General features: G+C 66.6%; 11 protein-coding genes. 3 read left to right on the plus strand and 8 right to left on the minus strand.

Annotated features, from left to right (window positions below; all coding sequences use genetic code 11):
• Positions 1 to 38: 38 nt before the first annotated feature.
• The 5 genes from ACHFB9_RS03995 to ACHFB9_RS04015 all read right to left on the minus strand — a co-directional run bounded on the left by ACHFB9_RS03995 (position 39) and on the right by ACHFB9_RS04015 (position 9,915).
• Complete coding sequence (locus tag ACHFB9_RS03995) at positions 39 to 1,436, minus strand: efflux transporter outer membrane subunit (protein ID WP_417069687.1); 1,398 nt, start codon at positions 1,434 to 1,436, stop codon at positions 39 to 41.
• Positions 1,433 to 4,531, minus strand: a complete 3,099-nt coding sequence (locus ACHFB9_RS04000) for a multidrug efflux RND transporter permease subunit (protein WP_417069688.1) — start codon at positions 4,529 to 4,531, stop codon at positions 1,433 to 1,435. Before ACHFB9_RS04000 ends, ACHFB9_RS03995 begins: the two co-directional genes overlap by 4 nt.
• Positions 4,528 to 7,626, minus strand: a complete 3,099-nt coding sequence (locus ACHFB9_RS04005; protein WP_417069689.1) for an MdtB/MuxB family multidrug efflux RND transporter permease subunit — start codon at positions 7,624 to 7,626, stop codon at positions 4,528 to 4,530. Before ACHFB9_RS04005 ends, ACHFB9_RS04000 begins: the two co-directional genes overlap by 4 nt.
• Positions 7,627 to 7,636: 10 nt before the next feature.
• Positions 7,637 to 8,917, minus strand: coding sequence for an MdtA/MuxA family multidrug efflux RND transporter periplasmic adaptor subunit (locus ACHFB9_RS04010; protein WP_417069690.1), 1,281 nt, complete (start codon positions 8,915 to 8,917; stop codon positions 7,637 to 7,639).
• 122 nt (positions 8,918 to 9,039) lie between these two features.
• A complete protein-coding gene (locus ACHFB9_RS04015; protein WP_417069691.1) occupies positions 9,040 to 9,915 on the minus strand; it encodes an AraC family transcriptional regulator N-terminal domain-containing protein in 876 nt (291 codons plus the stop codon).
• Between the two features lie 138 nt (positions 9,916 to 10,053).
• Here ACHFB9_RS04015 and ACHFB9_RS04020 point away from each other — a divergent pair, with 138 nt between their 5' ends.
• Positions 10,054 to 10,890 carry an oxidoreductase gene (locus ACHFB9_RS04020; protein ID WP_417069692.1) on the plus strand — a complete coding sequence of 279 codons (837 nt, stop codon included), beginning with the start codon at positions 10,054 to 10,056 and terminating at the stop codon, positions 10,888 to 10,890.
• Between the two features lie 36 nt (positions 10,891 to 10,926).
• On the opposite strand, the gene ACHFB9_RS04025 is transcribed toward ACHFB9_RS04020, so the two are convergent.
• A complete protein-coding gene (locus ACHFB9_RS04025; protein WP_417069693.1) occupies positions 10,927 to 19,722 on the minus strand; it encodes a GH36-type glycosyl hydrolase domain-containing protein in 8,796 nt (2,931 codons plus the stop codon).
• Between the two features lie 480 nt (positions 19,723 to 20,202).
• On the opposite strand from ACHFB9_RS04025, the gene ACHFB9_RS04030 reads away from it, so the two are divergent.
• Complete coding sequence (locus ACHFB9_RS04030) at positions 20,203 to 20,919, plus strand: Crp/Fnr family transcriptional regulator (protein ID WP_417069694.1); 717 nt, start codon at positions 20,203 to 20,205, stop codon at positions 20,917 to 20,919.
• Between the two features lie 76 nt (positions 20,920 to 20,995).
• Here ACHFB9_RS04030 and ACHFB9_RS04035 read toward each other — a convergent pair whose 3' ends face one another.
• Together ACHFB9_RS04035 and ACHFB9_RS04040 are read right to left on the minus strand one after the other, a co-directional pair.
• Positions 20,996 to 22,645, minus strand: coding sequence for a tannase/feruloyl esterase family alpha/beta hydrolase (locus ACHFB9_RS04035; RefSeq protein WP_417069695.1), 1,650 nt, complete (start codon positions 22,643 to 22,645; stop codon positions 20,996 to 20,998).
• Between the two features lie 20 nt (positions 22,646 to 22,665).
• Positions 22,666 to 23,175 (minus strand): phenolic acid decarboxylase, encoded by a 510-nt coding sequence (locus tag ACHFB9_RS04040; protein WP_417069696.1) that lies wholly within the window; start codon positions 23,173 to 23,175, stop codon positions 22,666 to 22,668.
• Positions 23,176 to 23,299: 124 nt separating this feature from the next.
• Here ACHFB9_RS04040 and ACHFB9_RS04045 point away from each other — a divergent pair, with 124 nt between their 5' ends.
• Positions 23,300 to 24,199 carry a LysR family transcriptional regulator gene (locus ACHFB9_RS04045; RefSeq protein WP_417069697.1) on the plus strand — a complete coding sequence of 300 codons (900 nt, stop codon included), beginning with the start codon at positions 23,300 to 23,302 and terminating at the stop codon, positions 24,197 to 24,199.
• The last annotated feature ends 65 nt before the right edge of the window (positions 24,200 to 24,264 follow it).

The raw sequence follows: 24,264 nt of genomic DNA on the forward strand, positions 1-24,264 counted from the left end.
CTCTCCCGCTGGTGCGGGCGAGGGGGAAATCGCAACGGCTATTTCTGTTGCCAGCCGCCGCCGCTCGCCTTGATCAGCGCGACCGAGGCGGCGAGGCGGCGGCCCTGAAGTTCGATCACGCTGCGCTCGCTCGCGAGCGCTGTGACCTGGGACTGGACGACCGAGAGGTAAGTCGCGGTCCCGGCCCGATACTGGTTGGTCACGATCGCGAGCGATTCGCGCGCTCCGGCCAAGGCTTCGCGCTGCAGGCGCTCTTCCTGGTCGAGCTGGCGCAGCGCGGCCAGATCATCCTCGACTTCGCCGAATGCGCTGAGAACGGCTTGGCGGTAGCTCGCGACCGTCGCTTCCCAGTTCGCCTGGGCCTGGGCTTTCGCCGCGCTGCGCGCCCCGCCGTCGAACAGTGTCGCGGCCAGCTCGGGGCCCAGAGACCAGATGCGGTTGGGCAGCGAAAACCAGTCCGCGAAGCTGCTGCTGTGGTAGCCGCCGCTCGCGGCGAGTGACAGAGTTGGATACCAGGCGGCCTGAGCGACGCCGATCTCGGCGTTCGCGGCGGCGACGCGGCGCTCGGCCGCGGCGATGTCGGGACGGCGCTGCAGCAGTTCCGCAGGCAGCACCTCCGGGATTGCCGGCGGCGTTGCGAGTGCATTGGTCGGCGCGAGCGTGAAGTCGGCCGGTGCGCGTCCGAGCTGGATCGCCAGCGCGTGTTCGAGCTGGGTCCGGGAGAGTTCGAGCTCCACAACTTGGGCTTTGGCGCTCGCGAGCTGGGTCTCGGCCTGAGCCACGTCGGCGCGCGTCGCGACGCCGGAGGCGAGACGGTTGCGGGTCAGCTCCAACGCTTTTTGATAGGCGGCGACGGTCTGCGTATAGAGCTTGAGCTGCTGATCCGCGATGCGCAGCGCGAAGTAGTTCTGCGCGAACAGCGCGCGGGCCGAGAGCCGCGCCGATTCGAGGTCTCCGGCGCTGGCCTGGGCACTGGCCTGGGCCGCTTCGCTGGCGCGGCGCACGCGCCCCCACAGGTCGAGCTCCCAGCTCGCGGTCAGATCCGCCGCATAGCTGTTCGTGGTGGTCTTGGTGCTGCCGCTCTGGCCGCGGCTGCCCGACGCATCGGCCTTGACGGTCGGGAAGAGACCGGCGCGGGCGCTCGCCGATTGCGCGAGCGCGGCGCGGTACTGGGCTTCGGCGAGGCGGATGTTCTGGTTGCCCAGATCGACCCGGGCGAGATGCGCGTCGAGTTCGGCATCGCCGAAGGCCTGCCACCAGCTGCCGCGCGCCAGATCGTCGGCGGGGCGGGCGCTCTGCCAGTTCTTGCCGGCCATCGTCTGTTCGCGGAACTGCTCGGGCACCGACGCGTCGGGGCGGACGTAGTCGGGACCCACAGCGCAGCCGGCGAGCAGCATCAGCAGAGGGAGGGGGCGGAGGATTGCGGGGATCGTCATGCGTTTTCCTGCGGCACGAGTTCTCCGCTGCCGTGGCGCAGACTCAGGGTCCAGCGGCGGAAGCGGTCGAGGTAGAGATAGACGACGGGCGTCGTGTACAGCGTCAGAAGCTGGCTGACCGCGAGCCCCCCGACGATCGCGATGCCGAGCGGCCGGCGCAGCTCGGCGCCGTCGCCGGAGCCGAGCGCGAGCGGCACGGCGCCCAGCATCGCCGCCATCGTCGTCATCATGATCGGGCGAAAGCGCAGACCCGCCGCGCGGTGGATCGCCTCGCGCGGCGAGAGCTGTTCACGGCGCTCCGCGTCGAGCGCGAAGTCGATCATCATGATCGCGTTCTTCTTGACGATGCCGATCAGCAGCAGCACGCCGATCAGCGCGATGATGCTGAACTCGGTTCCGGTCGCGAGCAGCGCGAGCAGCGCGCCGACGCCGGCCGAGGGCAGGGTCGAGATGATCGTCAGCGGGTGGATCAGGCTCTCGTAGAGGATGCCCAGCACCAGATAGACCGTGATCAGCGCGGTCAGGATCAGCAGGGGCTGGCTGGACAGCGATGCCTGGAAGGCGTTGGCGGTGCCCTGGAAGCTGCCATGCACGCTGGCTGGCACGCCGATTCTCGCCATCGCGTCGCTGATCGCGTCCGTCGCTTCGGACAGCGACACGCCGATCGGCAGGTTGAACGAGATCGTCGAGGCGGCGGACAGACCCTGGTGATTGACCGACAGCGGGGTCGCGGTCGGCCCCCAGCTCGCGAACTGGGACAGCGGTACCGCGAGGCCGCCCGCATTGGTCACATAGGTCTGCTTCAGCGCGTCGGGTCCGGTGCGGAATTCCGGCGCCACCTCCATCACGACGTGGTACTGGTTCAGCGGTTCGTAGATCGTCGAGACCTGGCGCTGGCCGAACGCGTCGTTGAGCAGGCTGGTGATCTGTTTCGTGTTCAGGCCCAGCCGCATCGCCGCATCGCGGTTGATCACCAGCGTCGTCTGCTGGCCGTGATCCTCCTGGTCGGTATTGACATCGGCGAGCTGCGGCAGGCGCGTCAGTGCCGCGCGGATCTTCGGTTCCCAGGTGCGCAAGGCGGAAAGCTCGTCGGCCTGCAGCGTGTACTGGTACTGCGCGTTGCTCGAGCGGCCGCCGACGCGGATGTCCTGGACCGCGACCATGAACAGGTTCGCTCCGGGAATCCGCGCGGTCTTCTTGCGCAGCCGGGCGATCACTTCATCGACCGACTCCCGGCGCTCGCGAACCGGTTTGAGCGAGACGAAAAGCCGCGCGCTGTTGGTCTGCCCGCCCCCCGTATAGCCGGTCACCGAATCGACGGCGGGATCCCGGCGGACAATCGCGACGAAAGCCTCCATCTTGCCCCGCATCGCCTGGAAGGAGATGCTCTGATCGGCCTGGACGAAGCCCATGACCCGGCCGGTGTCCTGCTGCGGGAAGAAGCCCTTGGGCACGACGCCATAGAGCAGCACGTTCAGCGCGATCGTCGCAGCGAGCAGGCCCATCATCAGCGGGCCGTGGTCTAGTGCCCAAGCGAGCGAGCGGCTGTAGCCGCGGGTCAGCCGGGTGAGCAGGCGCTCGGCGAAGGCGGCGAGGCGGCCGGGGGGCTCGGGGCTGACGGGTTTGAGGAGGCGCGAGCACATCATCGGCGTCGTCGTCAGCGAGACGACGAGCGAGATCAGGATCGCGACCGACAGCGTGACCGCGAACTCGCGGAAGAGCCGGCCGACGATGCCGCCCATCGCCAGAATCGGGATGAAGACCGCGATCAGCGACACGCTGATCGAGATCACCGTGAAGCCGACCTCGCGGGCGCCGCGCAGCGCCGCCGCAAAAGGTTTTTCTCCGGCCTCGATGTGGCGGCTGATGTTTTCGAGCACGACGATCGCGTCATCGACGACGAAACCGGTCGCGATCGTCAGCGCCATCAGCGACAGGTTGTCCAGGCTGTAGCCGGCCAGATACATCACGCCAAACGTGCCGATCAGCGAGACCGGCACTGCGACGGCAGGAATCAGCGTCGCCCGTCCCCGGCGCAGGAACAGGAAGACGACCATGACGACCAGCGCGACCGAGATCAGCAGGGTCCGTTCGACTTCGCGCAGCGATGCGCGGATCGTCGGCGTCCGGTCCATCACGACATCGAGCTTGATCGCGGCTGGAACCGAAGCGCGCAGCATCGGCAGCTGGGCGCGGATCCGGTCCACGGTGTCGATGATGTTCGCACCGGGCTGGCGGTTGATGATCAGCAGCACCGAGGGCTTACCGTCGGCGACGCCGGCGTTGCGCTCGTCCTCGACCGAGTCGCGGATCGTCGCGACATCGGAGAGCCTGACCGGGGCGCCGTTCTTCCACGACACGACCAGCGGGATGTATTCCTTCGCGGTCTTCGCCTGATCGTTGACGGCGATCTGCCAACGGTGTTCGCCGTCCTGTAGCGAGCCGGTCGGGCGATTCGCATTGAAGTTGGCGATCGCGGTGCGCACCGTCTCGAGCGCGACTCCGTAGTGGTTCAGCTGGGTCGGGTTCAGCTCGACGCGCACGGCTGGCAGCGAGCTGCCGCCGACATTGACCTGACCGACCCCCTGGATCTGGGCGATCTTCTGCGCGAGCACCGTCGAGGCGGCGTCGTACATCTGGCCCTTGCTCATCGTGTCGGAGGTCAGCGCGAGCATGATGATCGGCGCGTCAGCCGGGTTCACCTTCCGGTAGGTCGGATTGCGGGTCAGGCTCGATGGCAGACTGGCGCGCGCGGCGTTGATCGCCGCCTGGACATCGTTGGCCGCGCCCTCGATGTCACGCGCCAAATCGAACTGCAGCGTGATCCGGGACTGGCCCAGCGAGCTGCTCGAAGTCATCTCGGTGACTCCGGCGATCTGCCCCAGCGAGCGCTCCAGCGGTGTCGCGATCGTCGCCGCCATCGTCTCGGGGCTGGCGCCGGGCAGATTCGCCGAGACCGAGATCGTCGGGAAGTCGACCTGGGGCAGAGGCGAGACCGGCAGCAGGCTGTAGGCGACCAGTCCGGCCAGCGCGATGCCCAGGCTCAGCAGCGTCGTCGCGACCGGGCGGCGGATGAAGATCTCGGAGAAGTTCATGCCGCCGGGCTCTCGTCGGCGAGCGGCGCGCCGCGCAGGCGGCGGGCGAGGCGATCGAACGCGAGGTAGATCACCGGCGTCGTGAACAGCGTCAGCACCTGGCTCACCAGAAGGCCACCGACCATCGTGATGCCGAGCGGGCGCCTCAGCTCGGATCCGACGCCCGAGCCCAGCATCAGCGGCAGCGCACCCAAGAGCGCAGCCAGAGTCGTCATCAGGATCGGCCGGAAGCGCAGCAGACAGGCCTGATAGATCGCCTCCGCCGGGCTCTTGCCTTCATTGCGCTCGGCGTCGAGCGCGAAGTCGATCATCATGATTGCGTTCTTCTTGACGATACCGATCAACAGCACGATGCCGATCACGCCGACGATTCCCAGATCGCTGCCGGAGACGAGAAGCGCGAGCAGCGCGCCGACTCCGGCCGAGGGCAGGGTCGAGAGGATCGTGACCGGGTGGATGTAGCTCTCGTAGAGCACGCCGAGCACGATGTACATCGTCACGACCGCGGCGAGGATCAGCAGCAGCGTGCTGTTCAGCGAGGACTGGAAGGCCTGGGCCGCGCCCTGGAAGCTGGTCTGCAGGCTCGCCGGCAGCGCCATCTCGCCCTCGATCGCGTGGATCCGCTCGACCGCATCGCCCAGCGCGACGCCGGGGGCGAGGTTGAACGAGATCGTCGCGGACGGGAACTGACCGAGGTGGCTCACCGCGAGCGATGTCGGCCGTTCGACGACGTGGGCGATCGCCGCGAGCGGCACCATCTGGCCGGAGGCGCCCGGGATGTGGATCGCTTCGAGCGCGGCCAGACCTTGATGGAAGCGGGGCTCGGCTTCGAGCACGACCCGGTATTGGTTGGACTGGGTGAAGATCGTCGAGACGAGGCGCTGACCGAAAGCGCTGTACAGCGCGTTGTCGATCGCGTTCATCGTGATGCCCTGGCGACCGGCTGCGTCCCTGTCCACTTCGATCCAGGCCTGCCGGCCCTGCTCCTGAAGGTCGCTCGCGACGTCGGCGAGAATCGGTTCGCGGGAGAGCCGTTCGACGAGCTTGGGAACCCACAGGCTCAGCCGTGCCGGGTCGGAGTCCTCCAGCGTGAACTGGTACTGGGTGCGGCTGATCCGGTCCTCGATGGTCAGATCCTGGACCGGCTGCATGTAGAGCGTGATGCCCGACACCGTCGAGACGCGCGTCTGCAGCCGGCGGATCACGTCGGAGGCGGAGATCCCGCGCTCGGCGAGCGGTTTCAGGTTGATCAGCAGGCGGCCGGAATTGAGCGTCGCGTTGTTGCCATCGACGCCGATGAACGAGGACAGGCTCTCGACGGCCGGATCCTTGAGGATCTCGCGCGCGAGCGCCTGCTGGCGATCCGCCATCGCCGGGAAAGAGATCGCTTGCGACGCGTCCGAGATCCCCTGGATCACGCCGGTGTCCTGAACCGGGAAGAAGCCCTTGGGCACAACGATGTAGAGCAGCACGGTCAGCGCCAGAGTCGCGATCGCGACCGCGAGCGTTGCGCCCTGATGTTTGAGTACCCAGCCGAGGCACCTGCCGTAGCCGGCGATGACCCGCTCAAAGAACGCGCCCATCGCGTGATAGAAGCGGCCCTGTTTGTCCTCGGGCACATGGCGGAGCAAGCGCGCGCACATCATCGGCGTCAGCGTCAGCGAGACGATGGCCGAGATCAGGATCGCGACCGCCAGCGTGATCGCGAATTCGCGGAACAGCCGGCCGACCACGTCGCCCATGAAGAGCAGAGGTATCAGCACCGCGATCAGCGAAAAGGTCAGCGACACGATCGTGAAGCCGATCTGCTTTGCGCCCTTCAGCGCGGCTTCCCGCGGCGAGTCGCCCTCTTCGAGGAAGCGGGCGATGTTCTCGATCATCACGATCGCATCGTCGACGACGAAACCGGTTGCGATAGTCAGAGCCATCAGCGTCAGGTTGTTGACCGAGAAACCGGCCAGATACATGACTCCGAAAGTGCCGACCAGCGACAGCGGTACGGCGACGCTGGGGATGATCGTCGCCGACAGATTACGCAGGAACAGGAAGATCACCATGACGACCAGCGCGATCGACAGCAGCAGTTCGAACTGGACGTCCTCGACCGAGGCGCGGATCGTCACGGTGCGGTCGGTCAGCACGCTGAGCTCGACGGCGCCGGGGAGGTTGTCCTTCAAAGCGGGAAGGAGCTTCTTGACGCGGTCGACGACTTCGATCACGTTGGCGCCCGGCTGGCGCTGGATGTTCAGGATGATCGCCGGGCTTTTGTCAGCCCAGGCTGCGAGCTGGACATTCTCGGCGTCGTCGGCGACTTCGGCGATATCGCCCAAGCGCAGCGGCGCGCCGTTCTTGTAGGCGAGGATCAGGTCGCGGTAGCCGCTTGGCGAGCGGATCTGGTCGTTCGCGTCGATCGTCGAGGCCTGGGCCTGGCCGTCGAAGCTGCCCTTGGCCTGGTTCGAGTTCGCGTTGGCGATCGCGTTTCGCACGTCTTCGAGGCCCAGACCGGCCGCGGCCAGCGCCTTCGGATTCGCGCGGATCCGCACCGCGGGCCGCTGCCCGCCAGAGAGCGTGACGAGGCCGACGCCGGGCAGCTGGGAGATCTTCTGTGCGATCCGCGTCTCGACCATGTCCTGGACGCGCGGCAGCGGCAGCGTCTTCGACGTGATCGCGAGGGTCAGCACTGGCGTGTCGGCCGGGTTCACCTTGCTGTAGATCGGCGGACTGGGAAGGTCGGTCGGCAGCATCGTGCCGGCCGCGTTGATCGCGGCCTGGACCTGCTGTTCGGCGACGTCGAGGCTCAGCGAGAGCTCGAACTGCAGCGTGATCACCGAAGCGCCGCCCGAGCTGGTCGAGGACATCTGCTTCAGGCCGGGCATCTGGCCGAACTGGCGCTCCAGTGGCGCGGTGACCGACGAGGTCATCACGTCGGGGCTGGCGCCGGGGTAGAGCGTCGAGACCTGGATGGTCGGGTAATCGACCTGGGGCAGGGCGGAGAGCGGCAGCAGGCGGTAGCCGACCAGGCCGGCGAGCAGGATCGCCAGCATCATCAGTGAAGTCGCGACCGGCCGCTCGATGAAGGGGCGGGAGATGTTCATCGCGCCGGGCTCACTCGCGGGCTTCGCGGCGGCGCTTGCCCGCATCCTTGCTGTGGGCGGCCGGAGCGTTGGCGGCCTTTTCAGCCGCCTCGCGGCTGAGCGGGGCGACCTTCGCGCCTTCGCGCAGCTTGTCGGTGCCGTCGGTCACGACGTGCTCGCCGGCCGCGAGACCTTTGCTGATCACGGTCCGTTCGCCTTCGACCGTTCCGGTCTCGACCTTGCGGATCCTGACCTTCTTGTCGTCGCCGACCACATAGACGAAGGCGCCGATGGCGCCGCGCTGGATCGCCGCGTTCGGGACGACGATCGCGTCCTTCAGCGTCGCGGTGCGCAAGCGGACATTGACGAACTGGTTCGGAAACAGCGTGCCGTCGGTGTTCGCGAACTCCGCCTTCATCTTCAGCGTGCCGGTCGTCGTGTCGATCTGGTTGTCGACGGTCGCGAGCTTGCCCGTCGCGAGCGTCGCCTTCTGGTCGCGGTCGAGCGCGTAGGCGGGGAGCCGGGCTCCCTTGGCGATCTGCTGCAGGACCGGAGCGATCTCCTTCTCGGGCAGCGTGAACACGACGTTGATCGGTTGGATCTGCGTGATCGTGACCAGGCCGTTCGCGTCGGAGCCGTGGACCACGTTGCCGACATCGACCTGGCGCAGGCCCAGGCGGCCGGAGACCGGAGCCGTGACCCGCGAGTAGCTCAGCTGCAGCCGGGCGCTGGCTATGCTGCCCTGGTCAGCCTTGACCGTGCCTTCGTACTGACGGACCAGCGCTTCCTGAGTGTCGAGCTGCTGGCGGGTCGCCGAATCCTGGGCGACCAGAGTCTTGTAGCGGGCGAGATCCTGATGTGCATTGGCGAGCAGCGCCTTGTCGCGGGCGAGCTGGCCCTGGGCCTGGGTCAGCAGGACCTGGTAGGGCCGCGGATCGATCTCGGCGAGCAGAGCGCCGGCTTTGACCGTATCGCCTTCGCGGAAGTGCAGGCGCATCAGCTGCCCGTCGACGCGCGGATGGACTGCGACCGTCGCGGCGGCCGTCACGGTGCCCAGTCCGTTCAGGAAGACTTCGACATCGGCTTTCTCGGCGCTCGCGAAGATGACCGGCATCGGTCGATCCGGTCCGCCGTGCCTGCCCATCCCGCCGCGGCCTCCGCCCGCCGGGCCGGATCTGTCCGATGGCGTGGCGGCGGAGCGGTGCCAGAGGCCCCAGCCTCCGGCGGCCAGCAAGGCCAGGACGACAAGGGCGATCAGCGGTTTGCGCCGCGCGAAACCGCGGGGAGCGTCAAGAGTGGGGGAGGAGGGCATGGGAGAGGAAGAGTGGGATCGGTGGAATGGCTGCGGCCAGTATTTCAGAGGCCGGACGGGGGCTTCTGTCATTCGGAACACAAAATGTGACCGAATGTATATGCCTCGGCAAGGAGCGGCACTCAGGCGGCGAGCATGCGGCTCTGATCCTGGATCGGCGGCGCGCCGAAGAGACGGTGATACTCGCGGCTGAACTGGGACGGACTCTCGTAGCCGACCGCGAAGCTGATGCTTGCCGCGTCGCTCTGGCGGGCGAGCAGCAGGCGGCGCGCTTCGAGCAGGCGGATCCGCTTCTGGTACTGCAAGGGACTGAGCGCGGTGACCGCCTTGAAATGCCGGTGCAGCGAGGAAGGACTCATCGCCGCGATGGCCGCGAGCGCGTCGATCCGCAAGGGCTGGGCATAGTGGCCGCGTATCCAGGCGATCGCGCGGCCGATCTGGTTCAGCCGGCTGTTCGCCTGAGCGATCTGGCGCAGCATCTCGCCCTGTCCACCGCGGATCAGCCGGTAGAGGATTTCGCGCTCGATCAATGGCGCCAGCGCCGCGATGTCGGAGGGCGTGTCGAGCAGGCTCAGCAGGCGGACGACGGGGGCGATCAGCTCGGCGGTGAGCGGGTGGGTGGCGATGCCGGCTTCGGGCGGCAGCGGTTTTGCCGCGGGCGGGAATTCGAGCAGCATCCCGGCCAGGGCCGCCGGATCGAGCTTCAGCGAGAAGGCCTGGAAGGGCTTCTCTTCGCTCGCTTCGCTGACCGCGCTGCAGACCGGAACGTCGATCGAGACGAGCAGGAAGCGACCCGCGTCGTATTCGAGGCTCAGCTCGCCCAGCTCGACGCGCTTGGCGCCCTGGGCGACCAAGCTCAGCCGCGGCTCGTAGACCATCGGCACCGGAGTCGAGACCCGGGGCGTGCTCATCAGTGTCACGCGCGGGATCGCGGTGTCGCGGCGACCGTCGGGGCAGTGCCTGGCGATCAGGGTGCGCAGGCTGTTCAGGGATTCCATCGCGGAACTGTAGCGCCAGACGCCTCTCAGGGGAAAGCGCTTTGACAGGATCAGGCAAGGATAGGGAATCCTCCGGCAACCGGGTATTGCGCTCCCCCACCTATCCTTTCGCTGTCCCGAACAACGCAAGGAATGATCATGAACAAGGTATGGTTTGTCACCGGAGCTTCCCGTGGAATCGGCTTTGAAGTCGCGAAAGCGGCCCTGGCCTCGGGCGACAAGGTCGTCGCGACGGCGCGCAAAAGCGCGGCGCTTGCGGCGAGTCTGGGAGGGGACGAGCGCAATCTGCTCGCGCTCGAACTCGAAGTCGGCGACAAGGATGCGGTTCGCCGCGCGGTGGCGGCCGCGGTCGGGCGTTTCGGCCGGATCGACGTGCTGGTCAACAACGCCGGCTATGGCCAATTGGGCCTCTTCGAGGAGTGCGACGAAGCGCGGGTCAGGCGCCAGTTCGAGGTCAATGTGTTCGGCCTCTTCGATGTGACGCGGGCCGTCCTGCCGCAGATGCGCCGTCAGCGCTCGGGCGTCATCTTCAACCTGTCCTCGACGGCCGGAGTGCGGGGACTCCTCGGGGGTTCGCTGTACTGCGCGAGCAAGTTCGCGGTCGAAGGCTTCTCCGAATCGCTGGCGCTCGAAGTCGCGCAGTTCGGGATCCGCGTCGTGATCGTCCGTCCCGGGCCTTTCCGGACCGATTTCCTGGATCCGAGTTCGGTCGATTACGGCGATCAGCGCATCGAAGACTATGCGCGCTCTTCGGCCGGTGTGCGGGCCGAGATGGGCGGGCGCAATCACCAGCAGGCGGGAGACCCGGCCAAGCTGGGCGCCGCGCTCGTCGAGCTGGCCGGACGCCGCGATGCGCCGCTGCGCTTCGCGGCCGGCAGCAACGCGCTGGGTGTCGTTGCCGACAAGATCGCGCAGCTCGGCTCCGAGCTCGAAGCCTGGCGCCCGCTGTCGGCTTCGACCGACGGGGATTACTGAGCGATCCCCGGGCCAGGCCTGGCCCGGGGGCTTCTTTCAGTGGGCGGGCGGCGCCTCGGCGTGTCGGGGCATCGCCACCTCGACCCAGTGCTCGCGCTGGTCGTCGGCAAGAGGGAGGGTCGCGCCGGGCAGAGCGGCGCCATCGAGGCTCACGCGCATCGCGCCCTCCATTCCCGGGTCTTCGGCGGATACCGCGATGTGATAGAGGCTGCTTCGATAGCGGTAGTCGATCTTGAAGCCGGACCAGGCCGCGGGCAGGCAGGGATGAAGATGGAGAGAGGCGGCCTCCCGCGCGAGGCCCAGCAGCGATTCGACGATCAGCCGGTACATCCAGCCGGCGGATCCGGTGTACCAGCTCCAGCCTCCGCGGCCGGTGTGCGGCGCGCAGCCATAGACATCGGCGGTCACGATATAGGGCTCGAGCTTGTAGCGCGCGATTCCCTCGCGGGTGTCCGCATGATTGACCGGGTTGATCAGGTTCAGCACTTCCCAGGCCCGCTCGCCGTCCCCCAACGCGGCGAAAGCCATCGCGGTCCACACCGCGCCATGGGTGTATTGGCCGCCGTTCTCGCGCACGCCGGGCACATAGCCGCGGATGTAGCCGGGGTCCAGAGCCGATGAGTCGAAGGGCGGGTCGAGGAGCTGGACGAGACCCGCCTCGCGGCGCACCAGGTGCCGGTCGACCGCTCCCATCGCGATCCGCGAGCGCGCCGGATCGCCGGCGCCGGACAGCACGGACCAGCTCTGCGAGATCGAATCGATCCGGCACTCTTCGTTGCTGGCCGAACCCAGAGCCGTGCCGTCGTCAAAGTAGGCGCGGCGATACCAGGCGCCGTCCCAACCGTGCTTTTCGATGTTCCGGCTCAAGCCTTCGGCTGCGTCCGCGCACTCCCGGGCAAAGCCCGGATCCCCCTGGGCGCTGGCCAATGCAGAGAACTCCTTGAGCACGGCGCAGAGGAAGAAGCCCAGCCAGACGCTCTCGCCCTTGCCGTCGATGCCGACCAGGTTCATGCCGTCATTCCAGTCGCCCGATCCGATCAGCGGCAGACCGTGCGCGCCGAATCTGAGGCCGTGCCGGATCGCGCGCACGCAGTGCTGGTACAGGCTGGCCTGCTCGGTCGAGCGGCCGGGGAGGTCGTAGTACGAGTCGTCTCCGGCATTGACCGGCCGGCCTTCGAGGAAGGGGGCGATCTCGTCCAGCACGCCGGTGTCCGCCGTGCTCTTCACATAGCGGCAGACCGCCAGCGGGAGCCACAGGTAGTCATCGGAACAATGGGTGCGGACTCCTCTGCCGGTGGGCGGATGCCACCAGTGCTGGACATCGCCTTCCAGAAACTGCCGGCTTGCGCACAGCAGCAGGTGTTCGCGCAGCCGTTCGGGTTCCGTGTGGATCAGCGCCATCGCGTCCTGCAGCTGGTCGCGGAAACCGAAAGCGCCGCCCGACTGGTAGTAGCCGCTGCGTGCCCAGAGGCGACAGGCCAGGGTCTGGTACACCAGCCAGCCGTTGGCGAGCACATTGACCGCCGGATCGGGGGTTTCTACCTGCACCGCCCCCAGGGTCTGCGTCCACTGCCGCCATACCGCTTCGAGCGCTCCCCGCGCCGCCAGGGGACCACGGAAGCGCTGCACCAGCGCCCCGGCTTCCTCGGCGGTGCGACCGACGCCGAGCCGGAAGACGATTTCGCGCTCCTGTCCCGCGGCCAGATCGACGAACACCTGCAGCGCGCCGCAGGGATCGAGGCCCGCGCCCACTTTCCCGGAAAGACGCGTGCGGTGCAGCGCCGCCGGGTCGCTCAGCGAAGCGTTGCGCCCGATAAACTCGTTCCGGTCGCCGCTCAGGCCGCGCATCGGGTCGTCCACATCGAAGAAGGCGACGCGATCGGCGAACTCGGTGTTGTACGGGTTGCGCGCGAAAAGCGCGCCGGTCAGCGAGTCGATCTCGGTGCTCAGATGCATCGCCGATTTCGCGCGCAGATCGCCCAGCACCCACTCGACATAGCCGGTCGCGGAGAGCTTGCGCGGCCGGCCCGATTCGTTGCGTAGCTTCAGAACCGAGAATTTCACCGCGGCGTCCACCGCGACATAGACCCACAGCTCGGAGCTGATGCCTTCCGCCCGGGTCTCGAAGACGCTGTAGCCGAATCCGTGCCGGATCACGCAGGGCTCGGTGCCGCGCACCGGGGAAGGGGTTGGCGACCAGAGCAGGCCGCTCTCTTCGTCGCGCAGATAGAGGGCCTCGCCGCCCGGATCGCTGACCGGATCGTTGTGCCAGGGAGTCAGGCGGAACTCGTGGGCGTTTTCGCTCCAGGTGTAGGAGGCGCCCCCCTCGGAGACGATGGTTCCGAAGTGCGGGTTTGCCAGCACGTTGACCCAGGGGGCGGGAGTCGCCTCGCCCGGGGCCTGCGTGATCACATACTCGCGTCCGTCGGGCGTGAAGCCGCCCAGCCCGTTGAACAGGATCAGATCGCGGCGCGGCAGCGGCGAAGAGGGCTCGGGGCGGCGGTTTCGGCTGGCCGTGAAGCGCGGCATCCGCGCTTCGACGGGGAGGCGTAGGTTGAGCTGTTCGGACAGGCTTCCCCGTCCGTCGGTGAGCACGGCGCGCGCGACAGCCTGGAGCAGGATGCGATCCTCGCTCGATATCTGATCCGCCTGGCGCACGAAAATGCCGCCCGGCCGGTCGATCACGCTCGCCTCGATGCCCGAGGCGATCAGCCCCATGATCTGGTCCTGCAGCCTCTGACGGTAACCGGCATGGTCTTCGTTCCAGATCACCAGATCGACGGCCAGCCCCTTGAGGCGCCAGTAGGCGTGGGCCTGGATCAGCTGGCGCACGAGCTCGATATTGGCGGTGTCGGCGATCTGCAACAGCACGATGGGCAGGTCGCCCGAGATCGCATAACCCCAGAGGCCCGACTGCCCGCGCCGGTTCCGGATCAGCACGGCGGCTTCGGCGCGCAGCGAGGCGTTGGCGTAGATGACCGAACTGGCCAGGCGTGCATAGAGCTGGGACTCGGTTTCGCTGGCATTGAGCTGACGCAGCACCACCTGGCTGTGCGTCCACGCCAGGTCGAAGACGCGGTCGGCGAGGTGTCTGTCCTGGTATTTCCCGATCAGACCGACGGCCAGCTCGCGGCTCTCCGCGATGCCCGACACGATGTCGATGGTGACGGACTGTCCCGAGGCCAGACTGATCGGGTAGCGGATCGCGACGACGGGATCCAGCACCGAGCCATCCGTGCCCGAGAGCGCCATCGGTTCGCTCATCGCCAGCGGCGCGGCTGCGCTGCGCGTGCGGCCGATGAAACGCATCCGGTCGGTCTCGAAGGACGCTTCTCCGGTGTCGGCCTCGTGCACGACGACGAGGTGAAGCATCCAGGGCGGGAATTCGCCCAGGGTGCGCGGTCTGCGGGTGCAGAGGATGGCCCGCTTCTCCTTCAATATCTCGGTCTGCACGAAGAGATTGCTGAAGGCCGGATGGAGCGCGTCCGCAGCCGGTGGCGCGATCACCACTTCGGCATAGCTGGTCACCTCGATCTCCCGGCGCAGCGCCGAGCGATTGGTGATGCGAACCCGGCGCAGCTCGATATCGTCTTCCGGCGACACGACGATCTCGGTATGGGTTTCGAAATCGGCTCCGTCGCCGCCGACCGAGTCGCGCCTGCGGAATTCGGCTCTGCCCTCGGAGAAGATGGCCTCGTAACTGAGGGCTTTCTGCCGCGTCGGTTGATGGCTGTTCGACCAGACCGTGCCACTGGCCAGATCGCGGATATAGCAGAACGTGCCCCAGTTGTCGCAGGTGCCATCTTCGCGCCAGCGGGTGACCGCGAGCTCTCTCCAGCGGCTGTAGCCGCCTCCGGCATTGCTGACCACGACATGGTAGCGACCGTTGGACAGCAGCTGGACTTCGGGTAGCGGAGTGTCGGGGCGATTGAAGACCCGGATCGGCACTTCGGCGGCGGCCGTGGCGAGGCCCGCCTCGGAGAGCAGTGCGGTGCGCGGCAGCTGCGCCGTGGCGCGGGGAATCTTCTCCTGGAGCAGCAGCAGGGCAGCCTGGAACTCCCGGTCCGCCGCGAAGCGTTTCTGCATCGGGCGGCCCAGGATCAGGTAAGCCAGTGCGAGCAAGCTCATGCCCTGGTGGTGAGCCATGAAGGATCTGACGATGGAGCGGGATTCGCCGCGCCGCTGCCGCGCCGGCGTGTAGTCGATCGCTTCAAAGAAACCGTATTTCCCGACGAATCCTTCGGCGGCGAGCCGCTGCAGATTCAGACACGCCTGTTCGGGCGCCACCATCAGCGCCAGCACCGAGGCATAGGGGGCAATGACCAGATCCTCGGCCAGTCCGCGCTTGAGCCCCAGGCCCGGTACTCCGAAAGCGTGGTACTGGTAATTCAGGTGCAGGTCGACGATGTTGTAGCCGGATTCCGATATTCCCCAGGGCACTCCGCGCTGATTCCCATAGGCGATCTGCCTCTTCACCGCGGCCTTGCTGGTCTGGTCGAGCAGGGTGTGTTCGTAGCTCGGCATCACCAGCTGCGGCATCAGGTATTCGAACATCGAACCGCTCCACGACAGCAGAACCGGCTCGCCGCTCTGGTGGGTGAGCAGACGTCCCAGCGCGAACCAGCTCTCCTGCGGCAGCTGTCCCTGAGCGATCGCGACGAAACAGCCCAGCCGGACTTCGGACGCCATCAGGTCGTAGTAGCTCGCGTCCAGCCGCCGTTCATCGAGGTTGAAACCGATGCTCAGCAGATGGCGGCTCTTGTCGAACAGGAAGTCATATTCGATGTGCCCGAGCGCCGAGGCCTGGCTCGCCAGTTTTTCGATTTCCGCGATCCGGGCGCTGGCGTGCCGACTGCCCTGCCGGATGCGCTGGTTCAGGCCGGCGAGCCAGGCGCGCTGCGCAGGATCCGGATTGGCCTCCTGGCGGGCGCTCAGGTCCGGGCACAGTTGCTCTTCCAGAGCGGCCAGGGTCCTCAGACTCAAGGGGGTGGCGATCAGCGCGGCGGTGGAGACGCTTTCCAGCCCGGAGGGGGCGGCCGGCAGTTCCAGCCACGGAGCGAGCAGCGTGAGTTCGTCGAGTGCTTCGCGGCACTGCCGGACCAGCTCCTCCGCCCAGGCTTGCGTGTCATCGGCGAGAGAGTCTTCGTCGGGGGCTTGGGGCTTCGCGACGATGTCGGCCAGCAGATCCGTGGCGCGCTCGAGCAGAGCGCGCAGCGCGGTATCGGTATCCGCCAGTGAGCGGTCACGCAGGCTCTGAGCGGTCCCGAGTTCATGCCGGAAGGCTTCCGCCTTCGCGGCCGTCCGGGGGTCCAGAGAGGAGGCAAGGACTTCGAGCGTGTCGCTCAGTCCGTCGAAGGTCTTTGCGGAGAAGACGGGATCGTCGGCGAGCGCGAGCAGCCCGCTGCGCAAGGTCAACAGATGGCCGGCCAGATTGCCGCTGTCGACGGTCGAAACGTAGCGTGGCGGCAGAGCCTGCAGGGTCTGGGTGTCGTACCAGTTGAAGAAGTGCCCGCGATGTCGTTCCAGAACTTCCAGCGTGCGCAAGGTGTTAGCGGTGCGCTGGACGAGTGAGCCGACCGGGATATAGCCAAAGTCATAGGCGGAAAGGTTGGCCAGCAGCGCCAAGCCGATGTTGGTCGGCGAGGTGCGGTGCGCAATTGCGATGCCCCGGTACCTCTGGAAATTGTCGGGAGGAAGCCAGTTCTCTTCCGCGCCGACAAAGCGGTCGAAGAATGCCCAGGTGCGCCGGGCAATCGTCCGCAGGAAAATCTTCTGCGCAGGGCTCAATGCGGCGGAGCGGGGGACGAGCGGGCAACTGATGCGCCAGGCGATGGCTGCGGACGCGAACCAGAGCAAGAGCACCGGGCTGGCCACGGCCAGCGCGGCAGGCCTGGATGCCCACACCAGAGCGCCGGCCCCCACCGCGATCAGCGGGGCAATCCACATCGAGCGCAGTGATGCGGCCAGCTCGTTCTGCGGGTGGGCAGAATCCCGCGCCGTCTCACCCGACGGCTTCCACTCGAGCAGGCGCTTGTGCGTCACCAGAGTCCGCCAGTTCGCCCGCACGATAGCGTCCAGGCTGAAATACGCTTCATAGGGAAGACAGGCGAGTTCGAATGCCCGCTGCGTCAGGTGCTGGACGAGCGAGTGAGCGAGCGCGGCAAGGTGCTGCCGGAGCAGCACCTCAGCAGGTTTGCGCAACAGATCGAAGAGCAGCGCGCACAGCGACGGGATCACCAGGATGCCGATCACCGCCAGAGTCCATAGCCAGGCGGGTTCCAGGACCGTCCATCCGAGCAGAAGCAGAACCGTCAGCGCTGCGGGAACCAGGCTGCGGCGCAGATTGTCGAGCAGTTTCCACTGCGACAGCGCCGAGAGCGGATTTTTCGCGCGGCTTCCGCCGGGCGCCGGCACCCGCGGCAGCAGCCACCCGGCGAGCTGCCAGTCGCCGCGTATCCAGCGCCGGCGGCGGCTCACATCGGCGCTGTAATGGGGCGGGTAGTCCTCGTACAGCGGCACATCGCTGAGCAGTCCCGAGCGCGCGTAACAACCCTCCAGAAGGTCGTGGCTGAGGATCCGGTTGTCCGGCAAACGCCCGTGCAGCGCTTGCTCGAACGCGTCGACGTCGTAGATCCCTTTGCCGATGAACGAGCCTTCTCTGAACACATCCTGATAGACATCGGATATCGCGCGCGTGTAGGGGTCGATCCCGGGCTCTCCGCCATACAGGCGGGCGTAGAGCGAGCGGTTGCTTCCCGGCAGGCTCAGCGCCACGCTCGGTTGCAGGATGCCGTAGCCTTCGGTGATCCGTCCCTTTTTTTGATCGAAGCGGGGGCGGTTCAGCGGGTGCGCCATCGTCGCGACAAATTTCCGCGCAGCATCGCGGGGCAGCTGGGTATCGGTATCCAGCGTGATCACATACTTCACCTGGGCGAGGGGCGCCGTATCGCCGACGATCAGCGAGAATCGGTCCTGGGCTCCCCCGCGCAGCAGCGCATTCAGGTCGGCAAGCTTGCCGCGCTTGCGCTCGAAACCCATCCAGACTCCCTGCTGCGGATTCCACTGCCGGGGGCGGTGGAAAAGGAAGAAGAGACTGTCCGAGCGCAAACCGGCGTCGCGCGCATATTTCTGGTTGAGTTCTTCTATCCGCCGCCTGGCCAGATCCAGCAGCGCTTCGTCCTCGGCGAGGGTCTGCCGGGGCGCATCGGAGAAATCGGTCAACAGACAAAAATGCAGGTGCTTGTCGCGGTTCGCCAGAAAGCGCACTTCCAGCGCTTCGGCCAGGTTCTCTATGCTCTCGGCGCTGGCGAGCATGCAGGGGACTGCGACCAGCGTGCGCGCGGCCGGCGTGATGCCTTCGGAAAAGTCCATCTTGGGCAGCGGATAAGTCCTGACCAGCAGGCTGCTCAGCCAGTTCACCACGCCCACCGCCAATTGGCTCGTCGCCAGCGCGACCAGAGCCGCGCTCAGCCCCAGAGCCCAGCCCGGCATCAGCGGGGCTGGGCGCAGCAGAGCCGCCGTGACGAGACTCGTGATCAGCGCGATGCCCCCCAGATAGAGAAACAGGGGATGGCGGCTCGCGCTTCTGCGCAGCGCGTGGACCAGCGAGAAACGGACCTGCACTGCTTCTTCGAGGGTCAGCAAGCCCTTGTCGATCAGATAGAAGCCGACGTGAGCGGCCCGCTCGCCGTGATCCGGGGCGGCCGCGTTGGCGCGCGCGAGTTCGATCGCCTTGCTGGCCACCTCGCCTTCGGAGAGCCGGCTCTTCTTCGCTATTTTTTCGCTTGCGTGCCGATAGCGGTCGCGGGTCGCGAAATCCATATCGGCATAGACGCCGCAGGGATCCTCGCGCAGGATCTTCTCGACGATGCTCTGCGCTTCGACGAACTCGCGCCAGTCGATCGCGCCCAGGTTGCGCAGACTGCCTATGCTGTTGCTGATCGATACCTGATCGGCGGCCTGCTGCTGGTTCTCGGTCTGAACCATCAGCTCTATCGTCAGGCCGGATTCGGCCAGACGCTGTTCAACCCAGCTCAGCGGCAAGGCCAGCGCAGGCCCTCTGCCCTGGAGGCGGCGGGCGAGTTCCGCGACGAAGGTGCTCAGCATGGGCGGATTGGAGCGGGCCATGTCCGCGATGACCAGGATCAGACTCTTGGGATCCTGTTCGGCGGTCTGCGTCATCTGGTCGGCCCAGAAGTCCGCCAGATCTCTCTCTTTCCAGCCGGCGGCGAGCTTCATCGCAACGCGGCGCAGATTCTCGATGATCGCCAGGCGCAGCATGATCGGCGTGGCCCAGAGCTCGCCCAGACTGAGCGCGGAAATGCTCTGGTAGGCGGCGACGAAACGGCTCAATCCCTCGATGTCGACGCGGCCGTCGCCGTGGGCAATGATCTCCAGCGCGATGTCATAGACGCGCGGTCGCCCGGCTGCAATCCCGTCCGCCAGACGGGGAAGTTCGCGACTATAGCCTTTGGGCAGGTGCCGCCTGGCGGTCTGGATCTGCTCTTCGATCAGGTAAAAATTGTCGAGCAGCCATTCGCCGGCTGGCGTGATCCGCTGTTTCGCGGTGATCGCTTCCGTCAGGTGCGCACAGACCCCGGCGAGGGCTTTTTCGTTCTCGGCCAGGCGGGCCAGCAGCTGATCCTGTGCCCATTTTCGGGAGAGCCTGTGCGCGCTCGCCAGCACCTTGCCGTGCTGCTCCATCTGCTCGGTGCTGAACAGCTCCGCGCGCAGAGGCGGGGGCTCGGCGGCGGGCTCTGCAGAAGGGAGCGAGCCGGGAAGCCTGCCTGCCCAGCGCCGCAGGGTGGTGTGGAGTTCTGTGCTGAGGCTCAATGCAGTCCCCTTTCCGGGAAACAGAAGCACAGCGAAGCACATCGTCTCAGGGAAGGAAACCGATATTCAGCCGACTCCGTTAGCCCGTTCCGGAAATCGGGCAATCCTCTCCGTATCCGGACGGTTCCTGGAGGGGAGGCGCTCTGTCCTTTCCCCTTCGTCCCTGTAGAGAATGCGCGGGCCGTACCCGGTCCGGGGGCGGCTCGCGATTCGTCCTCCTCACTTGACCATCAGGTCGTTCTTGACGGTTTTTACGCCCTTGACGGAGCGCGCCACTTCGACCGCCTTGTTTACTGAGGCCTGAGAGCTTGCTTCAGGCGGCCGTGGCGAAACCACCGGTCACCCTAGCTGCCTGGATCACCGGAGTCGGTGCGCTGACGAACACAGGAAAAATGAACATCTATAGTGGGATCTCTTCTCTCCCGCCCCCGCCCAGCCAGCGAGTTGGTCCGCTCGCCGCTCTTGATCCGGAGATCGCCGATGCTTCTCCATTCCCCTTTTGATAACCACATCCTCGCCGCCCAGCCGGAAGAGGAGAGCGCGCGACTTCTGCCCAATCTTGAACGCGTTTCACTGACTCTCGGCGAAGTGCTCTGCGAGCCCGATCTGCGGATCAGCCATGCCTACTTCCCCGCCACCTCGATCATCTCTTTGCTCTGCGTCATGGAAGACGGATGCTCAGTCGGAGCCGCGGTGGTCGGTAACGAGGGGGTCATCGGTGTTTCGCTTTTCATGGGCGGCGAAACCACCCCCTGCCAGGCCGTTGTGCAGAGTGCCGGAGACGCCTACCGGCTCAAGGGGCAATATCTGAAGGAGGAGTTCTGCCGTTCAGGACCTATGCAGCGCGTGCTGCTCCGCTACACCCAGGCCTTGTTCACCCAGATGGCTCAGACGGCGGTCTGCAACCGGCGCCACTCCCTTGAGCAGCAGCTTTGTCGCTGGCTTCTGCTGAGCCTTGACCGCCTGCCTTCCCGCGAACTGATCGTGACCCACGAACACATCGCCAACATGCTGGGCGTCCGCCGCGAAGGCGTCACGGAGGCGGCAGGGAATTTGCAGAGGGCGGGGCTGATCGAGTACCACCGCGGCCATATGACGATACTCGACCGGCCTGGCCTGGAGAGTCGGGTCTGCGAGTGCTATGCGGTGGTCAAGCGGGAGTGCGATCGTTTGCTGCCGGCGACCATGGTTCTGTAGCCGGACATCAGCCCGCGACGCCCCCGCGGTGCTCGCGCGCTGCGGGGGCCTCTCGGCGCTCAATCCTTGGCGCGGATCAGCGCGCGCGTTCGACGCAGGTGTAGGACTTGAGGTTGTTCGCGTCCCCACCCAGGTAGCGCGCATGCTGCGGGTAGGGGCACAGCGGCATCTCCTTGCCGGGGAAGGCTTTCCCACGGGCGGGCAGCGAGGCCGGAGCCTCGCCGTGCTCGACCCAGTTCTCGACCGCGGCGAGCGGATCGAAGTCGTCGAGCGCGGGGCCTCCGCCGCAGTGCGTCATCCCGGGAACCATGAAGAGCCGCGTCCACTGCTGCTGTTTGTCGCGCTGTCCCGCGTCGGTGTCCTGACCGAGCTGGTCGTACCAGGCCATGATGTCGGAGGCCGAGAAGACCGGGTCAGACAGGCCGTGGACGATCAAGAGCTTGCCGCCGCGCGCCTCGAAGCTGTTCAGATAGGTCGAGGTTGCATCGTTCAGCGCTTCGGTCTGTGCGACGCGGCCGACATCGCGGTCGAAGTCGAACTTCAGCACATCGAAATTGGCGACCGGCGGACTCATGTAGTACTCGCCCAGCGAAGGCGCGCCGAGCACGAGGTTGCGCGCATCGGGCTTGTCGGCCTCAAGAGATGAACCCAGTTTCCAGGCCCGCCAGCCTTCCGCCGAGATTCCCGCATCGTAGGGCCAGCCGCTGTAGAGCGCTTCGCCCCGGCTGTTCCGGGCGCCGCCGAAGATCTTGTTCAGCGCGGTGACCTGGGCGCGGGCGAGGCACCCGGCCTTCTTTGCTCCCTTGCACTGCAGCGTCTCCGGTTTGAAGTGGCAGGCGAGGTGATTGTTGATGATCCCGTCCTTGATGCCATCCTCGCCGTCGCAGGCTTTCAATACGCCTTCGCTGAGCAGCTTCAGGTCGGCCTCGCTGAAGGCCTGGGACAGGATGGGCCGACCCTGGCGATCCTTCGGCGCGACCGCGGTGAAGGCCTGAGTGTCCCAGGCCTCGCCGATCGCGGCCCGGCTCAGCCGGAAACCGGCGTTCGCGGCGACGACGCCGTCGAATTCGGTCGGGTAGCGCTGGGCTGCGAGCATCGCCTCGCGTCCGCCGTTCGAGCAGCCCATGAAGTAGGAATGTTCCGGCTCCGCTTCGTAGTAGCGGGCGATCAGGCGCTTGGCCTGGGTCGTCACCTTGCCGATCGCGGCATAGGCGTAATCGAGCCGTGCCTGCTGATCGTGCGCGAAGCGCGCGTCCCGGCCCTGGTGGCCGCCGTCCATAGCCACCACCGCATAGCCGCGCGAGAGCGCCGGCGCCGCGGTCGAGCTGTGAACCGGGATGCTGCCGATCGCCTGGGCCAGGAAACCGTCGAGCCCGCCGCCGCCCTGGAACAGGAAGCGGTGCTGCCAGTTGTCCGGCAGGCGCAGCTCGAAGCGGATGCCGTAGTCGCGCCCGTCCGCGCCGGTTCGCGCTTCGATCAGCCCTTGCACCCGACAGTGGGCGGGCAGCGTGGCGCCCGACGCGCTCGCGCCGGTCAGCGCGCTCTGTGGATCGTTGGCAGCATGGCCTTCGGCGATGTACTCCGCCTGCTGGATCTGGACCTTAGCCGTCCCGGCCGAGAGCATGGCCTGGCAGGCCTGCTCGGGCGGGGAGGCCAGCGCCGAGCCGGCGGCCAGCGCCAGAGCCAGCGGGGCAAGATTTCCAAGCGCAAGAGACAAGCGTTTCATGACTCCTCCTCGGGGGATTTTCAGGCGAGCAGGTTGCGCGGGAAGTCCGCGGGCAGCTCGGAGGCCGGACAGGCGATGACGCTGTCGTCGTTGGGGCCGCAGTCGCGCACGAAGGTGATCGTCGCGAATTCGTCGATGACTTCGGTCGGGTAGGCCGGGCCGGCGTCCCGATAGCGTTCCATCAGCGGGATGTGCTCGTTCTGGAAGCAGACCGTCTTCTGCGGATCCTTGATGACCCAGCGCGGGAAGAAGATCGTGCCGTGAAAGATCTTGTCCTGAAGATTGGCGATCAGGCTCACGTCGGTGCCGGTCGGCTCGGTCCAGGAGATCTTATAGACCGCCTCTGCGACGCGCGCGATATGGACGTGCTGATCCTTGACCCAGCGATTGCCGACGATGCCGCTGTGGATCCGGTAATCGAGGGTTCGCTCGTTCTTGACGTAGATCTCGTAGTTCCAGCCGTTGTCGTAGGTGTAGACGAGGTGCTTGCCCACGAAGGAGCTCAGGTCGTGTTGGTTGAAAGTGGCCATCTGCATGTTCTCCAGTCCTTGTTTGATCGAGACGATGGTATCCAAAAAAATTAGATAGAATGTCTGTGATTTTCGATAAAAACGATCGAAAAAACAGATCAATTAGTCGCCCACTGGACACCAAATGGCCTCCTTGCCAGCCACCACGCTGGAGCAGTGGTTCGTGCTCCAGACCGTCATCGCCGAAGGCAGCTTCGCCCGGGCCGCCGAGCGGCTCAACCGCAGCCAGTCCTCGGTCAGCTACGCGCTCGGCACATTGCAGCAGCGCCTCGGCATGGACTTGCTGCAGATCGTCGGGCGCCGCGCCGAGCTGACCGAAACCGGTCGGCTGATGCTCGCCCAGGCCCAACCCCTGCTGGCCAGCTTCTCCGAGCTGGAGTTTCGCGCCCAGGGACTCAGGGCCGGAGTCCGGGCTAGCCTGAGCCTGATCGTCGATACGGTCTTTCCGAAGGACAAGCTGTTTGCGGCCTTGAAATCCTTCCAGCGGAGCTACCCCCAGGTTCATGTCCATGTCGCGGAAGTGTTGCGCTCCGAGAGCGAGCAGGCGCTCGCCGAGCAGGACGCGGATCTCTACCTGATCACGCTGAAGCCTGAGAACGCGGTGATGGGCAGCTTTCTGCTGAACATGGATTTCGTCGCGGTCGCCCACCCCGATCATCCGCTGCACCGGATGGAAGGGCCGCTGAGCGCGGCCCAGCTCGACCAGCACCTGCTGGTCGCGATCGCCGACCGGGTGCAGCAGCGCACGCAGATGCGCAGGGGGCGCTCGCTGTGGTCCTTCACGACGATCGATGCGGCGATCGAAGCGGTCTGCCACGGCGTCGGCTACGGTTGGCTGCCCTTGCCGCGCATCGCGGCGCTGCTGGCGGCAGGCGAGCTCAAGTGCCTGCCGGTCGCGAACCAGCCCGTGCGCAAGACGCCGCTCTATCTGGTCTTCGGTGGCGAGACGCTGTGTTTCGATCCGACCGTGTCGGCGCTGGCCGACATCCTCCGGGGGCAGATCGACGAGCGGTCCGGCGACTGAAGGGCCCGGGGGCCGGGGTATGACGGGAAAATTGACAGACTTGGCCGCGCTGCCCGCACCTCTAT

The organism is Niveibacterium terrae, assembly GCF_048213115.1.
GTDB classification, from domain to species: Bacteria; Pseudomonadota; Gammaproteobacteria; order Burkholderiales; family Rhodocyclaceae; genus Niveibacterium; species Niveibacterium terrae.